This is a genomic window from Pseudomonas sp. KH_046_1, from assembly GCF_057839025.1.
Genome location: NZ_CM174481.1, coordinates 536,928 through 550,854, shown reverse-complemented (window position 1 = coordinate 550,854; position 13,927 = coordinate 536,928). Strand labels below are relative to the sequence as shown.

The 13,927-nt window shown below is 61.1% G+C and carries 13 protein-coding genes; all 13 read right to left on the bottom strand.

Going from position 1 to position 13,927, the window contains the following annotated elements:
* Nucleotides 1-24: 24 nt before the first annotated feature.
* Nucleotides 25-909 carry a glycosyltransferase gene (locus tag AC3IT9_RS02425; protein WP_223447547.1) on the bottom strand — a complete coding sequence of 295 codons (885 nt, stop codon included), beginning with the start codon at nucleotides 907-909 and terminating at the stop codon, nucleotides 25-27.
* Nucleotides 906-2,060, bottom strand: a complete 1,155-nt coding sequence (locus AC3IT9_RS02420; protein ID WP_489271910.1) for a glycosyltransferase family 4 protein — start codon at nucleotides 2,058-2,060, stop codon at nucleotides 906-908. Before AC3IT9_RS02420 ends, AC3IT9_RS02425 begins: the two co-directional genes overlap by 4 nt.
* Nucleotides 2,057-3,499: a PIG-L family deacetylase gene (locus AC3IT9_RS02415; protein WP_353741968.1), complete on the bottom strand. Its 1,443-nt coding sequence runs from the start codon at nucleotides 3,497-3,499 to the stop codon at nucleotides 2,057-2,059. Before AC3IT9_RS02415 ends, AC3IT9_RS02420 begins: the two co-directional genes overlap by 4 nt.
* An 8-nt stretch (nucleotides 3,500-3,507) precedes the next feature.
* Nucleotides 3,508-4,404: an antimicrobial resistance protein Mig-14 gene (locus AC3IT9_RS02410; RefSeq protein ID WP_150756755.1), complete on the bottom strand. Its 897-nt coding sequence runs from the start codon at nucleotides 4,402-4,404 to the stop codon at nucleotides 3,508-3,510.
* The gene (locus tag AC3IT9_RS02405) at nucleotides 4,404-5,534 is read right to left on the bottom strand and encodes a glycosyltransferase (RefSeq protein WP_489271908.1); all 1,131 of its coding nucleotides are present in this window, start codon (nucleotides 5,532-5,534) and stop codon (nucleotides 4,404-4,406) included. Before AC3IT9_RS02405 ends, AC3IT9_RS02410 begins: the two co-directional genes overlap by 1 nt.
* On the bottom strand, nucleotides 5,518-7,275 hold the full coding sequence (locus tag AC3IT9_RS02400; protein WP_150727926.1) for a carbamoyltransferase family protein: 1,758 nt from the start codon (nucleotides 7,273-7,275) through the stop codon (nucleotides 5,518-5,520). The genes AC3IT9_RS02405 and AC3IT9_RS02400 overlap by 17 nt, the downstream gene beginning before the upstream one ends.
* A 165-nt stretch (nucleotides 7,276-7,440) precedes the next feature.
* The gene (locus tag AC3IT9_RS02395) at nucleotides 7,441-7,776 is read right to left on the bottom strand and encodes a YceK/YidQ family lipoprotein (RefSeq protein WP_150727927.1); all 336 of its coding nucleotides are present in this window, start codon (nucleotides 7,774-7,776) and stop codon (nucleotides 7,441-7,443) included.
* A 227-nt stretch (nucleotides 7,777-8,003) separates the two neighbouring features.
* Nucleotides 8,004-9,455 carry a lipopolysaccharide kinase InaA family protein gene (locus AC3IT9_RS02390; protein WP_489271907.1) on the bottom strand — a complete coding sequence of 484 codons (1,452 nt, stop codon included), beginning with the start codon at nucleotides 9,453-9,455 and terminating at the stop codon, nucleotides 8,004-8,006.
* Nucleotides 9,455-10,207 (bottom strand): lipopolysaccharide kinase InaA family protein, encoded by a 753-nt coding sequence (locus tag AC3IT9_RS02385; RefSeq protein WP_150754783.1) that lies wholly within the window; start codon nucleotides 10,205-10,207, stop codon nucleotides 9,455-9,457. The genes AC3IT9_RS02390 and AC3IT9_RS02385 overlap by 1 nt, the downstream gene beginning before the upstream one ends.
* Entirely contained in the window at nucleotides 10,204-10,938 is a 735-nt protein-coding gene (locus AC3IT9_RS02380) for a lipopolysaccharide kinase InaA family protein (protein ID WP_150754782.1), read from the bottom strand. Before AC3IT9_RS02380 ends, AC3IT9_RS02385 begins: the two co-directional genes overlap by 4 nt.
* Nucleotides 10,938-11,744, bottom strand: a complete 807-nt coding sequence (rfaP, locus tag AC3IT9_RS02375) for a lipopolysaccharide core heptose(I) kinase RfaP (RefSeq protein ID WP_150727931.1) — start codon at nucleotides 11,742-11,744, stop codon at nucleotides 10,938-10,940. The genes AC3IT9_RS02380 and rfaP overlap by 1 nt, the downstream gene beginning before the upstream one ends.
* Nucleotides 11,745-12,866 carry a glycosyltransferase family 4 protein gene (locus AC3IT9_RS02370; protein ID WP_489271905.1) on the bottom strand — a complete coding sequence of 374 codons (1,122 nt, stop codon included), beginning with the start codon at nucleotides 12,864-12,866 and terminating at the stop codon, nucleotides 11,745-11,747. It abuts the gene before it with no gap.
* Entirely contained in the window at nucleotides 12,866-13,927 is a 1,062-nt protein-coding gene (gene waaC, locus AC3IT9_RS02365; RefSeq protein ID WP_223447530.1) for a lipopolysaccharide heptosyltransferase I, read from the bottom strand. Before waaC ends, AC3IT9_RS02370 begins: the two co-directional genes overlap by 1 nt.

Genomic DNA, 13,927 nt, shown 5'->3' with positions numbered 1-13,927 from the left:
CCCCCCTTGAATCCAGCCTTTGGCTCAGTCTTTCTCCAGCCGTGAGAAATACATCCGGCCCAACCCACGCCAGGTTTTCTTGTTCCAGGCCTTGAACGGAATCTGCGCCAGCAACTCCCGCGCCAGCTTGCGATCACGGTTGGCGGTCTTGAGGAACATGGAATTGAGAAACTTGTAGCGCACCTCGTCATACAGCGGGTGATCGCTGAAGAGCGCGTAGGTGCGCAGGATGCTGTCGATCATGAAGCGGTGGTTCTTGTAGGAGTTGGTGGCGTGCTTGCGATAACGCGCCATCAACACGCCCAGACCGTCGATGAAGTAACCGGCATGGGTCACCTTCAGCTCGATCAGCAAGTCTTCCAGGCGAATGGTCGGGTCGAAACCGCCCACCTTCTCCAGTGCTTCGCGACGGATCATCAGGGTGGGAGCCGGAGGATAGGGCTTGCGCTCCAGGAACATGTCATCGAAGTCCAGGCGACGGAACGGCACATCCCGGCGCTGGCGCTTCTCCGGGTAGAGGTTGCCGTCGGCATCGATCAGCTCGATGTTACCGGCGCAAATGCCGACCTCGGGCTTGCCGTCCATATGCGCGACCTGGGTGGCGATTCGCTCCGGCAGCATGATGTCATCCGAACCGAATGGCACGATCAGGCTGCCCTTGGCCCGGGCAATCGCACCGTTGAGGGTGTTGGTCAGCCCCTGGTTTTCCTGGACCCGGAAGTCGAAACCATGGATGGCCTGCAACGCCTTGATCCGCTCGACGCTGTCATCTTTCGAGCCATCGTCGACCACCAGCAACTCAATATTCTGGTAGGTCTGGTTGAGGACGCTGAGAATGCTTTCCTCGATGTAAGCGGCGTGGTTGTACGACGCGATAATGACCGTGACGATGGGTTGCGCGTCGTTCATGGCTGTTCCTTGCGGGCCTGTTCCAGGCCGGAGTCGATCAGATTGAGGTATTCGCGACGGAACTCCTCGATGTCATGGTGTTGCTGCAAATAACGGAAGGACTGCTCGCCCTTGGCCTTGAGCTCGTCATCCGACAGCCCGAGGTAAGTGTCCAGCGCCGCCTGCAGCGTCGGCACATCCTTCGGCGTAATCGCCAGGCCGCCGGCCCCCTCGATGAGCGGCAACATGGCCGGCACGTTCGAGGCGATCACCGGCAAATGCCCGCTCATGCCTTCGAGCAGCGCCAGCCCGAGACCTTCGGCCAAAGAAGGCATGGTCCAGATATCGAAAGCGCGAATGTACTGCAGGGCAATTTCCTTGAACCCCAGCAAATGGGCGCGACCGCTGAGGCCGAGGCGGTCGATTTCCGCGGCCAGACGCGACTCCTCGCGGCCGGCACCGATGATCGCCAACTGGGTATTGGGGTATTTGTCCTTGAGCGCGGCAAAGGCCTGCAGCAAATAGATATGCCCCTTGACCGGCACCAGTCGCCCCAACGCACCGATCAGCCGCACCGATGGATCGATGCCCAACAGTTCACGGGCCTTTTCACGACTGTGTTGCAGACCTTCGGCTTGCTCGATGTCGATGGCATTGGTGATGGCATAGGTGTTCTGGTCGGTGAAGCCGCAGTCACAGTCCAGCAGATACTGTTTCACCGCTGGCGACACACCAACGAAGCGCCAGTGACGATCGATCAGGCGCTGGGTCTGGCGGCGCCGGTAAAAACGGTCGTACTCGCCAAAGCCGTGGGAAATACCGATGCACAACGGCACTTTCAACCAGCGGTTGAGCGCCAGCATCATGTTCACCGGCTTGAAGCGGTTGCAGATCACCACATCGAATTTTTCCCGACGGCAGAACTTGTACAGCTGCCACATGGCCCGCAGGCGCATGCCCTTGAGGGACTTGTCGGAAAATTCGAAGTACACCGAATGGTCGGCTCGACTCACCGCTTCGCCCGGCTCGGGCTTGCCGCGCAAAAACGCAGCGGTCACTTCATAGCGATCACCGGGCAGGGCCTTGACGATTTGCTCCGCGAGGTCGGCGAAATCATGGGCTTTGACGTTGTAGTCAGGCTGCAGTTGCAGGACCTTTGACCGCTGACTCATAACTCTCCCCGCTGAGAAACGTTGCCTGGTGTGTGCTTGAGGGACCACAAAAGCTCGTGGCGCCGGACTGCCTTGCGAAAGAATTCGTTCTCGCCATAGGTGGGCGGCAACCGGCCGGCCAACACGCGTTGTATCAACCGACGCAAGCGACGCTTGAACGGCATCGCCGGCTGCAGGTCGTGCATCATGCCCAACGCCATGGCCTTGTCTCGCTGTTGCTCCAGCGGCAAGGGCAGGCAATAAGGCTGCATCGGTTGGGCCGGATCGAAGGCAGGCGGCAAGGCGATGCCATCACCGGTATCGCCCATCGGCCAGCGGTCGTTGTCGTGCAGGTGGTTGGCATAGCCCAATAGCGTGGTCGGCTGCCAGTCCAGGCCTTGCAAGGCTTCGAGGACTGCTGCCTGGGCGCAGATATGATCGGGATGCGGATCCAGGGTCGGATGCGGCAGGACGATAACTTCGGGTCGGGCCAGCAGCAGCAACTCACGCAGATCCGCCAGCAGGTTGTTCCAGGTCGGCGCGCCATCGGCATCACCGGGCAGCGCGAAAGGATTCAACTGACGGAACAACCGGGTGTCGCTCAGGTCAGCTTCCCGCGATCCCGCCGCCACCGCAGGAGCGGCCTGCATGCTCGCCAGTTGCAGGCAGAAATAACCCAGCTGTACGCAACGGGCCTCGGGGACACCGGCCCAACGTGGCACCGCGATGCTGTCCCAGGTGCGCAGACGGCCTTTCAAGCGGGCTGCATCGACCTTGTTCAGGCCCATCTGCCGATAGTGTTCGGCTTCGATTTCGCCCGCTGTCAGCGTGACGATCCAGGTTTCGTCGGCCTGGCTGTACAAACCGTAGGCCGCCAACTCGGCGTCATCGGCGTGGGGCGCGATGACCATCACCCGCTGACGCCGGTAATCCGGATGCTCCAGTGCCCACAGCACAGGCTCACCGAACACCCGACAGAAACGCCCGCGCAAGCGCAGGTCACCACGGGACAGCGCCTGAGCCTGACCACTGAGATTGAGGTAACGCAGGCCGTTTACACCCCGTTCGAAGGTTTGTCGGTCCGGGTTTTCGCCCCCCGCCAACTCGACCACCGGATCGAAAAAACGACCCAGCCAGGTGCTTTTTACCCGCAGGGCCAGCACCAGTGTCGCGTCGTCGACCAGCATCACGCCCTCGTCCAGCCGCAACTGTTCACCGTTCAGGTGCACCTTGGGCTGGGGCGTGTAGGGGGGAAAGCTGTACTGGTAATCGTCTTTCGGTGAGTAGAACAGATGGTCGGCAAACCAGGCTTCATGGGCAATCCAGCCCAGAACCGCCAGCACCAGCGGTAACCACCAGGCCACCAGCACACCGATGACGATCAACAGCACCAACGCAATCAGCAGGCCGATACGTTTATTGCGCCGATGGCGCTTGAGCAGTTGCTGTTTGCGGCTCATGGCTTGGCTCATACGGTGAAGACCGGCACGGGGTTGCACCAGCGATCCTTGTATTCACGGTCGGCGCGACCGAAGGAAAAGCGCAACGGTTTGTCCTGCGCCCGGGCATGCTCCCAGGCGCTTTGGGTATTGAGGAAACTCAACACACTGCCAGGGCTGAACTCGCGAGTCTCGGGATCGACTCCGCCGTTGATGTACTCGACGCTGATCCACTGCGGAGTTTCGACGCGGTACACCAGTTGAATCGCAATCGGCGCATCGTTGAGGAAAATCACCGAGCCGATCAGCAACTCGCGCAGCAACTCGATGACCTCGGCCATGCGTTCGGCACCCGTCGCCGGGAAGCCCCAGCGGCGCTGGAACAGGTCGCAGTAAATCGCCGCCAGCTCAGTGCTGGAAAATTCGGACACTGGCCGCACTACGCCACCGGCCTCTTCCAGCAAGCGCAATTCGCGGCGCTGGTTATAGCGAAATTTTTTCGACAGTTCTTCGGGTGTGCGGGCCATGGCCAGTTGTTCGGTCTGCAACTTGATGCCAGTGAAACGGCCTTCGTTCAGCGCCGACAGGTACCGCGCGCGATGGCGCAAAGGCGCCTGGGTATCGGCAGCGGCCGGCAGGATGATCTCGGCGTTGCCCAGGTCGAACAGCCCTTTCTTGCCGCGACGCTTGAGCACGTCCTTGGACAAGGCCAGGTCGCGGCCCCAGGTCGGGATCGCCGCCTTGACCTCATCACCCTGCACCCAGGCCAGGTAACGCACCGGAATGTCGGCCAGTTGCGCCAGCCGCTCGACCACCACGGGATGAGTCGCGACGCTGCCGCCATAACGCTGCCAGGTTTCGGCGTAAGTCGAGGCGTCGACTACCGCCCAGCCACGCTCGCGCCAGCCTTGAAATCGGTTGAGCATCAGCCCCTCTGTGCCAGTTCGGTAACGTGCGGCAAGTGCCAGAAAGCATCGCGCACTGCGCGATCGGAGAAACGTTCGCGCAAGCGCTCGAGCATCAACTCGGCACACTGCCGGCGCTGCTGATCATCCATGCCGACCAGATGTTGCAGCCCTTGGGCCAGACGCTCGGCATCGCCCAACGGGAACAGAATGCCCACGCCTTCGACCACCTCTTTCGCTCCACCGCACGCTGTGGCCAGCAAGGGAACACCAGCGGCCATGGCCTCCAGCAGCACCATGCCGAACGGTTCGTGATCGGAACTCAAGGCGAATACGTCGAAGGCCCGGAAGTAGTTACGCGCATCCGGCACCTGACCGAGGAACAGGACCCGGTCTCCGATGCCCAGCTCCCGGGCCTGTGCCTTGAGGTTCTCCTCCAGGCGCCCCTTGCCGAGAATCACCAGCTGGCTGTTGGCCGGCAACCCCGGCAACGCCTCGGCGAAACCCTGCAGCAATGTGGCCTGGTCCTTATCCGGATGCAGTCGTCCGACGTTGCCGACGATCCACGCATCTGCCGCCAAACCGAGGGTTTCCCGGGCCTCGCGAGCCGACACCTGGTTCGCCTGCAAGGCGTCCACATCGATACGGTTGTACAAGGTCTGGATCCGCGAAGCCGGCCACTTCGGCAGGCATTGGCGCATGTCGTCGCGCACGGCGTCGGACACGCCGAGCAAACTCAGACGCTTGCGGAATATATGCGCGAACAGTTTGCGGCTGCCACGCTTGTAATCGTCAAAAGCGTGATGCACGCCAATCACCGGCAACGACGTGCCGAGCAAGGCGATATAGATCGGCTTGAAGCGGTGGGCGACGCAGAAACTGAAGTTGCGCGACGCGGCGATTTTGCGCAGATCGCCGATGGCCCCCAGCTTCAGGCCACGAATGGCCTTGGAGCTGTACTCCATGAACAGCACTTCATCGGAAGCACAACCCGCGGCGACTTCGGCATCGGCAACCCCGGTGAGAAACACCGTGGTCACTCGATAACCGGTCCCCGCGAACAGGCTGGCGTACTGCCGTGCGCAGTCCAGGAACGGCCCGTCATAGCCGTGGCAGAACTGCAGCACATGACGTTCAGCCGAACGTGTCATAGGCGTTCGCGCCCTCTTTGACCACCAGGATGTCTTCCATGATCAGATACTGTAGATCCGAACCGAAGAACATGTTCAGCGCATCGGTCGGCGAGCAGATCATTGGTTCGCCGCGACGGTTGAGCGAGGTGTTGAGCGACACGCCGTTGCCGGTGAGCACTTCCAGCGCTTTCATCATGTCGTAGTAGCGCGGGTTGTATTCGCGCTTGAGCACCTGGGCGCGGGAGGTTCCGTCTTCATGGACAACTTCCGGCACGCGGGTCTTCCACTCTTCCGCCACTTCGAAGGTGAAGGTCATGAACGGAGCCGGGTGATCGATCTTGATCATCTGCGGCGCCACGGTGTCGAGCATTGACGGGCAGAAAGGCCTCCAGCGCTCGCGGAACTTGATCTGGTGGTTGATCCGGTCAGCCACGCCCGCAATGCTCGGGCAACCGATGATCGAACGCCCGCCCAGTGCACGCGGACCGAACTCCATGCGGCCCTGGAACCAGGCCACCGGGTTGCCATCGACCATGATTTTGGCGATCTGCTCCGGCATGTTGTCGAGCTTGCGCCAGGTTGGTTTATTCTCGTGACGGGCGCAGGCCGCGATCACGTCTTCGTTGCTGTACGACGGGCCGAGGTAGACGTGCTCCATCTTCTCGACCGGTACGCCACGGGCGTGGGACACATACGCCGCCGCGCCGACTGCGGTACCGGCGTCGCCGGACGCAGGCTGTACGAACAGCTCTTTGACGTCGTCACGGGCAATGATTTTCTGGTTGAGCTTGACGTTCAACGCACAGCCGCCGGCGTAGGCCAGCTTGCCGGTTTCCTTGAGCACGTCGCCCAGGTAGTGGTCGATCATCTGCAGCGAAATTTTTTCGAACAGCGCTTGAATGCTGGCGGCATAGTGGATGTAAGGCTCATCGGCGATGTCGCCTTCGCGCTTGGGACCCAGCCACTCGATCAGCTTCGGCGAGAAGTAGTAACCCTTGCCCTTCTCTTTGTAGCGACGCAGGCCGATGACGTTGGCGTAGTCGGTGTTGATCACCAGCTCGCCGTTTTCGAACGAGGCCAGGCGCGAGAAATCGTATTTGCTGGCGTCGCCGTACGGCGCCATGCCCATGACCTTGAACTCACCGTCAAGCATATCGAAGCCGAGGAACTCGGTGATCGCACCATACAGGCCGCCGAGGGAGTCCGGATCGAAGAATTCCTTGATCTTGTGGATCTTGCCGTTTTCGCCATAACCGAAGAAAGTCGTGGCGTACTCGCCCTTGCCGTCGATGCCCAGGATCGCGGTTTTCTCTTTGAAACCGGAGCAGTGATAAGCGCTGGAGGCGTGGGCCAGGTGGTGTTCGACCGGCTCGATCTTGATCTTCTTCGGATCAAAACCCAGTTGCTCCAGGCACCAGACGATCTTGTTGCGATAGCGCTTGTAGCGACGGTTGCCCATCAGGATCGCGTCGAGTGCACGGTCCGGGGCGTACCAGTAACGCTTGGCGTACTGCCAGCGGGCCTTGCCGAACAGGCTGATCGGTGCGAATGGAATCGCTACCACGTCGACATCGGACGGCTTGATACCGGCCTGTTCCAGGCAGAATTTCGCCGATTCGTAGGGCATGCGGTTCTTTGCATGTTTATCGCGTACGAAGCGCTCCTCTTCAGCCGCCGCGACCAGCTTGCCGTCGATATACAGGGCTGCGGAAGGATCATGGCTAAGGGCGCCGGACAGGCCAAGAATCGTCAATGCCACAGGGGTCTAGCCTCTTTAGTCTGCATGCAGGCGCAAGCGCCTCAAAAATTAATGTGCCCTCGCAAGGGGCGAGAGACAGCTAAAGGGCGGGATTATAGCGTAAAAGCAGCGGCAAGCCTCTAGCCGCAAGCGGCCAGCAACTGCGGCGGGAACCTCGCGGCATTTTTATCCGCGCGCAGGTCGCCAATAGATGGAAATATTGCCGTCCACGCTTTGCCGGTAAATCGTGTATGGCAAGACAACGGTATCCAGCGCGCCAGACAGGGCCAGGTCCACCAATATGAGTGGTACAAGGAAACCCGTAGGGTCTGGCGGCGCATTTAATACACAGAAGTCGTAAGCCAGGCCGCTGTAGACCCGGGGAATGGACTGGCAATAGGTCTTTTGCCGGCGCAGCCCCTGCGCTGCGTCGGCTTCATCCTGCAGGACGGTGGCGGCGGTTCCGCAGCCCATTAGCGACACTGATAAAACACCCAATGAAACTGCCATTTTGATCGTCACAGCCTGACCTCCGAGAACGTCAGGCAAACTAGCATCGGGGCGATTCGGGCCACAGGTCATGACTTCCGAAGATCGCGTAGGACGGTTCACAAGAACCTGTCTGCTTTTCTGGTTGGCCTTGCGGGCCTCTTCGCGAGCAGGCTCGCTCCCACATTTGGACTGAGGTGTTCACAGGTTTTGTGTTCACCACCAATCCCTGTGGGAGCGAGCCTGCTCGCGAAAAGGATTCAGCCAGCGCTGGAGATGTCCTTCGGCAACCGCCGATCAATGACCTGATAAAGGGCGCTGCCTTCAGGCCAATTGCGCATGAACCGCGCGCGATCCCTTGCATACGCCGGGGCGAAGCTGCCGAGGGAGCCGTGTTGGCACATCGAATCGAGGTCGATCAACGCCCAGTGATCCTGCTGCCAGAACAGGTTATGCCCCTTGAAGTCGCCATGGCTGATGCGTTCGCGAATCAACTCGGCAAACAGATGATCCAGCGCCACCAGCTCGGCTTCTGGTGCATCGCCACGCTCAACATACGGCGCAAAACGCTCGATGATGTCCGGCCCCGGCAGGTACTCGGTGATCAGGTAAGCCCGACTGCGCAGCCACAGAAAACGCTTTTCCAGCAACGCCAGCGGCTTGGGCGAGGCAATCCCGAGGAACGCCAGGCGATTGCCTTCGCGCCATGAATGCCAGGCCCGGCTCGGGCGCCAGAAACGCTTGAGCCAGTGGGCAAAACCCTTGATGTTGTAGCGCTTGATCACCAGCGTGCGGCCATCCACCTCGACCTTGCCGACGCTCGCCGCACCGCCGGTCTTGTACAGATGCCCCTGATCGAGCAAGGCATCGGCCTGCTCCAGCACAGGCACCATCGACGACACTTCCTCGCGACGGATCGCCCGCAATCCGAAGGCCCCGCGCTGGACGCTGAACAGCGTGCACTCGCGACCAACCTTGATCAGGAAGTCCTTGAGACGCCAGTTGCGGACCTTGTCGATCTGCTTCTGCAACGCCTCCATGGGCAAGGCGTGCTCGCCGTTGCTGAGCAGGTAATACACCAGCAACTCTTCAATGAAGGGTTCAATCGACTTCGGCAACTGGGCGAAGAACACCCCGAGGTTTTCCAGGACCTTCTGCCGGGACAGCGGCTGGCCCGGCGTCTCACAGCAGATGCCCGCGCCATCTATCAGGTACAGGCGACCGCCCTGGCGCAGCAAGTTGTCCAGGTGCAAGTCTTCCTGCCACAGGCCCTTGCGATGCATCTGACCGATCGCACCCAGCGCCTCGGCCAGCACCGCGCCTTGCCCATCGGACAGTACGGGCTGCTGTTCAACCTGCTTCCAGGTGTCGCCCAAGCTTTCGGCATGCTCAAGGAAATCAAACAGCAGCCAGCCACCCTCGCCATCCTTCAGACCATCAGCCAACAGCTGCGGCGTGGTCAGCCCTTGAGCAGAGAGCAGGCGCACGCCGTCCAGCTCACGCTGAAAATGCCGTGCGGCCTTGCTGCCAACCAGCAACTTGGCCAACACCGGCCGGCCACGCCAGACGCCGGCACCGACATAACGCTGCCCCGGCAACACCCGCAACAGGCTCAGCAGTTGTAGCTCGGCGGGGCCGGCGGCGTCGGCCAGCGAAACGTTCAACGGCAAGCTTGGGGTGCGGCCGGCAGACTTCAGTTCGGATAAACGCATCAGCGCGGCCTCTTCTGGCTGCGCCGCGCGGTCAAACGCTGCAGCCAGCTGTCGATCAGCGAGCTGTCCTGCGGTTGATCCAGATAGGCGGCCAGCAATTGCCGCAGTTGCGACTCGCCCCACTCGGGCGCGCGACGCGTCAGCGGTTCCAGGTCCTTGATTCGGTCACGCTGCCCGTACAGCAGCGGCCGGGTCTTTTCCAGATCTATCAATTGAGCCTGATAGCCATTGCCGGTGGCGCGCATGAAAATGTGCTTGGGATAGAAGCAACCATGCACCTGGCGTGCGGCGTGCAGTTGCCGGGCCAGTTCGCCACTGGCCTTGAGGATTTCCGAGTGCTGCTCAGGGCTCAATTGAGTCCAGCGCTGCAACAGCGAGTCGAGGTCGTCCCAACCGTCCAGGGCGCGGGTCAGCAGGATCGCGCGGACCTCGCCATTGACCTTGCGCTCCCCGTAGAACACCGCTTGCAGCGCCGGAATGCCCATCTTCCGGTAACGGGAGATGTTGCGAAACTCGCGAGCGAAACTCGGCTCGCCGAACGGCGCGCGCAAGGTGCGGGTCAGGTAGTTGCTTTGACGCTTGAGGTAGAAACCATGACCTTCCAGATCCAGCCGAAACACGCTGCTCCAGCCGCCGCGACCGGTGTTGGGTTCGTCCACCGCATCGAGCTGTTTGGCCCAGAGCGCCTCGAACGTGCCGAGGCCATGGCGCTCAAGCAGCGCACGGTCTTCAGCGGCCAGAAAATCAGTCATTCGCGTCCCTCGAAAAATCTCACCACGTGCCGGATGCGTTTCTTGTCCGAAGCATTGAGCCGGGTCCGGTTGCGGTATTGCAGGTAAAAGCGCAGGCGCTGGGTAGCCGACAGTTGATACTTGGCGACCTTGTCCAGGCACGCCAGATCCTTGGTAATACGGTACTTGAGCCAGAAACCGCGCCAGAAATCGCCGTTGGGGCAATCGATCAAAAATACTCGAGCCTCATCGTCGATCAGCAGGTTGCGCCACTTCAAATCATTATGGGTGAAGCGGTGGTCGTGCATGGTCCGGGTGTATTGGGCCAGCTGACGACTGACGGTATCGACCCAGGCGCGATCCGACAATTTCGGATCGCGCCGCTCGGCCAATGCCGACAAGTCTTCGGTACGCGGCAGCTCCCGGGTAATCATCGCGCCGCGAGCGTAGGCCGCACCGCGTCGTTCCAGTCCCCAGGCCACCACTTCGGCAGTGGGGATGCCCCACTTGGCGAAGCGCTTGAGGTTCTGCCATTCCATCTTCACCCGAGGCTTGCCCAGGTAACGCCGCAAGCCTTTGCCAGCGCCCACATACCGTTTGACGTAATAGTTGACGCCATTGCGCTCGACACGGATGACCTCCGAGAGCACGTCACTGGTCAAACGCTCGCCTTGCAGCGCAAACACAGCCTCAAGGCTGCCAAAGTCATCGGCCAGCTCGCTGTAGGCCGGATCCAGTTTCCAACCCGACATCAGAGCGCATCCCCGTATCGCTGTTTACGCTCGTAGAGCTTGTTGGCCTTGCCGTCGAGCCAGCTCAGCAGCCCAGCTTCTTCGCTCAGGATCTGACGCAGCGGCTGCTGGAAATAGCCCTTGAGGAAACGCAGCTTGTCGCGGCGGGTCAGGCCAATGTCCAGGGCCGAAAAGTACAGGGCCGCCAGATCCTTGTTACGCCAGCGCGAGGTGATCGTCGGGCGGGTCTGAGCGCGGTGCAGGTCGATTACCGAAAGCTTGAAGTCATCAAAGGTCACCGGCTTGTCGGTATGCAGCAGGAAATGGCAGATGTAGCAGTCGCGGTGGTTGACCCCGGCGCGGTGCATCATGCCGGTCATGCGTGCGACTTCGGCGATCAGCGCGCGCTTGAGTTTTGGCTCGGGCGGCTGCTGGGTCCAGTTGATACTGAAGTCTTCGAGGCTGACCGTGGGCGCCAGCTCTTCGGTGACGATGAACGAGTGCTGGTCGGCCGGGTTGCTGCCCTTTTCGCCATACGCGACGGCGGTCATGGTCGGCACGCCGACTTCCTGCAGGCGCTGAATCGCCTTCCACTCCTGACCGGCACCCAGTACAGGAAGCTTGGCAGTGAGCAGGTTCTTGAAGATTTCGGCCCAGCCGATGCCACGGTGGATTTTCACGAAAAATCCGTTGCCGTCGACTTCCGTGCGTAATGTCCGGCGCGCTTCCAGTTCGCGGTACACCTCGCCCTTGAGCCCCTCGACTTCGGCGAACGGGTCGCGTCCGGCCCAGAGGCTTTTGAACGGTTCAGCCAGCATCAACTTCATTTAAGCGTGCTCCGCCAGAATCACATCGGCCGCGTGCTGCGGCATGCTGTAGAGGTCGGCCGTTTCGGCGAAGGCCAGACCATTGCGGCTCCAGGCCGCCCTTGCTTGAACGTCGTTCAACATGCCAGTCAGGTACTGCGTCAGTTGTGCCTGATCGAACGGTTCGTCCAGCACCAGGCCCGCATCGGCCTCGGCGATGTAATGGGCGTAACCGCACACTGCACTCACCAGCACCGGCAGGCCGGCCACCAGGGCTTCGAGCAAAACCGTGCCGGTGTTTTCGTTGTACGCCGGGTGGATCAACAGATCGGCACCCAACAGGAAACGCGGGATATCGCTGCGGCCCTTGAGGAACGTCACGTTGTCGCCGAGACCCAATGTCGCACTCTGCATCTGGAATAACTTGGGGTCGTCCTGGCCGATTACAAACAGGCGAGTGCGCTTCTTCAGATCAGCGGGCAATGCCGCCAATGCCTTGAGGCTGCGATCCACGCCCTTGGTCTTGAACCCGGAGCCGATCTGCACCAGCAGCAGTTCGTCGTCCTTGAGATCGAATTCAGAACGGAACCCTGCGCGAATTTCATCGGCATCGGCCGGTCGGCGACGATCCTGGGCAATGCCCGGCGGCAGCAGGTGGAAGCGTTCCAGCGGCGTGTCGTAATGCTTGATGAACAACGGCTGCTGGACTTCGGAAATCATCAGCACTTCGGTCTTTGCCTCTTTGGCGAACACCGCCCGCTCGTATTCGGCGAAGTGGCGATAGCGGCCCCAACGGCGATACAGCGAGTTACGCAGGTTCTGCGCCTTGTCTTCGAAACAGCCGTCGGCGGCGTAGTAGACGTCCAGGCCCGGCATCTTGTTGAAGCCGATCAGGCGGTCCACCGGGCGCTTGGCCAGGTCCGCCTCCATCCACTCGCTGAGCTTCTCGTTGCGGCGATGGTTGAAGAACGCCTTGACCGGCGCCACCAGCACTTCGAAACCCGGCGGTACGTCGCCTTCCCAGATCAGCGTGTAGACGCGAATCTGATGGCCGCGCTTCTGGCACTCCAGGGCAATGCGCATGAAATCGCGCTGCAAGCCACCAAAGGGAAAGTATTTGTACAGGACAAATGCCAATTGCATCAGCGCAGCTCCTCAGCCATTAACAACGTGCTCAGTCGGCTGGCGACACGCTCGGGATTCAGACGCGTGAAGCACAGGGGCCACTCGCGTTTCAGGTCAAACTGACGGCCATCTTCGGCCGTCGGTTGGTAAGTGCATTTCTTTTGCAGGCACGGCGCGCAAGGGAAGTCGCTGGCCATGTGAATCTGCACTTTGCCATAGGCGCCGGTCAGGCCCGGATTGGTCGGGCCGAACAGCGACAGCGTCGGCACATCCAGTGCGGCGGCCAGATGGCCCAGGCCGGTGTCCACCGCCACGCAGGCCTGTGCGCCCGCCAGCACCTTGCCGACACCGGCCAGGTTCAGTTTAGGCAACACTTCGGCGTGTTTGAAACCGGCAGCGATGCGCTCGGCCCGGGCTTTCTCCAGGGCATTGCCCCACGGCAACTTCACCCCGACACCCAGGTAGCCGACCCGTTCGGTCAGCTCACGCCAGTAGGCTTCGGGCCAGTGCTTGGTGTCCCAGGTGGTGCCATGCAGAAACACCACGTACGGATTCTTGCGCGGCAATTCCACCAGACGCTCGATATTCAGTCCGTAATCGCCCAGGCCTTTGGGCAAGTCATAGCCCAGCGCGATGGCGAACAACTGACGCACTCGCTCCACCGCGTGCTGCCCACGGGCAACGGCCAGGCGTCGATCGTAAAAGCGCGCAGCGATGGGCTCGCGCGCCGAGTTTTTATCGAGGCCGGCCACCGGGGCCTTGACGTAACGGGTCAGCCAGGCGCTTTTCAGCAAGCCCTGGGCGTCGATCACCAAGTCATATTGGGTGGCGCGAACGCTTTGCTTGAAGCGCTTCCACTCACCGCTCTTGATGGTCTGCCAGATGTTTTTGCGCCAGCGACGGATCGCTACCGGAATCACCTTGCCCACCGCCGGATGCCAGGTCGGGATCTCGGCAAAGCCTTCTTCCACCACCCAGTCGAATTTGATGCCGGGAATCGCCCGCGCCGCGTCGGTCAACGCCGGCAACGCGTGAATGACGTCGCCCAGCGAAGAAGTCTTGATCAACAGAACCCGCAA

Excerpts from the sequence above, each read along its gene's own strand:
- AC3IT9_RS02420 (WP_489271910.1), bottom strand. The coding sequence starts at position 2,060 with ATGAGTCAGCGGTCAAAGGTCCTGCAACTGCAGCCTGACTACAACGTC.
- AC3IT9_RS02425 (WP_223447547.1), bottom strand. The coding sequence starts at position 909 with ATGAACGACGCGCAACCCATCGTCACGGTCATTATCGCGTCGTACAAC.
- AC3IT9_RS02405 (WP_489271908.1), bottom strand. The coding sequence starts at position 5,534 with ATGACACGTTCGGCTGAACGTCATGTGCTGCAGTTCTGCCACGGCTAT.
- AC3IT9_RS02415 (WP_353741968.1), bottom strand. The coding sequence starts at position 3,499 with ATGAGCCGCAAACAGCAACTGCTCAAGCGCCATCGGCGCAATAAACGT.
- rfaP (WP_150727931.1), bottom strand. The coding sequence starts at position 11,744 with ATGAAGTTGATGCTGGCTGAACCGTTCAAAAGCCTCTGGGCCGGACGC.
- AC3IT9_RS02390 (WP_489271907.1), bottom strand. The coding sequence starts at position 9,455 with ATGCGTTTATCCGAACTGAAGTCTGCCGGCCGCACCCCAAGCTTGCCG.
- AC3IT9_RS02410 (WP_150756755.1), bottom strand. The coding sequence starts at position 4,404 with ATGCTCAACCGATTTCAAGGCTGGCGCGAGCGTGGCTGGGCGGTAGTC.
- AC3IT9_RS02385 (WP_150754783.1), bottom strand. The coding sequence starts at position 10,207 with ATGACTGATTTTCTGGCCGCTGAAGACCGTGCGCTGCTTGAGCGCCAT.
- AC3IT9_RS02370 (WP_489271905.1), bottom strand. The coding sequence starts at position 12,866 with ATGCAATTGGCATTTGTCCTGTACAAATACTTTCCCTTTGGTGGCTTG.
- AC3IT9_RS02380 (WP_150754782.1), bottom strand. The coding sequence starts at position 10,938 with ATGTCGGGTTGGAAACTGGATCCGGCCTACAGCGAGCTGGCCGATGAC.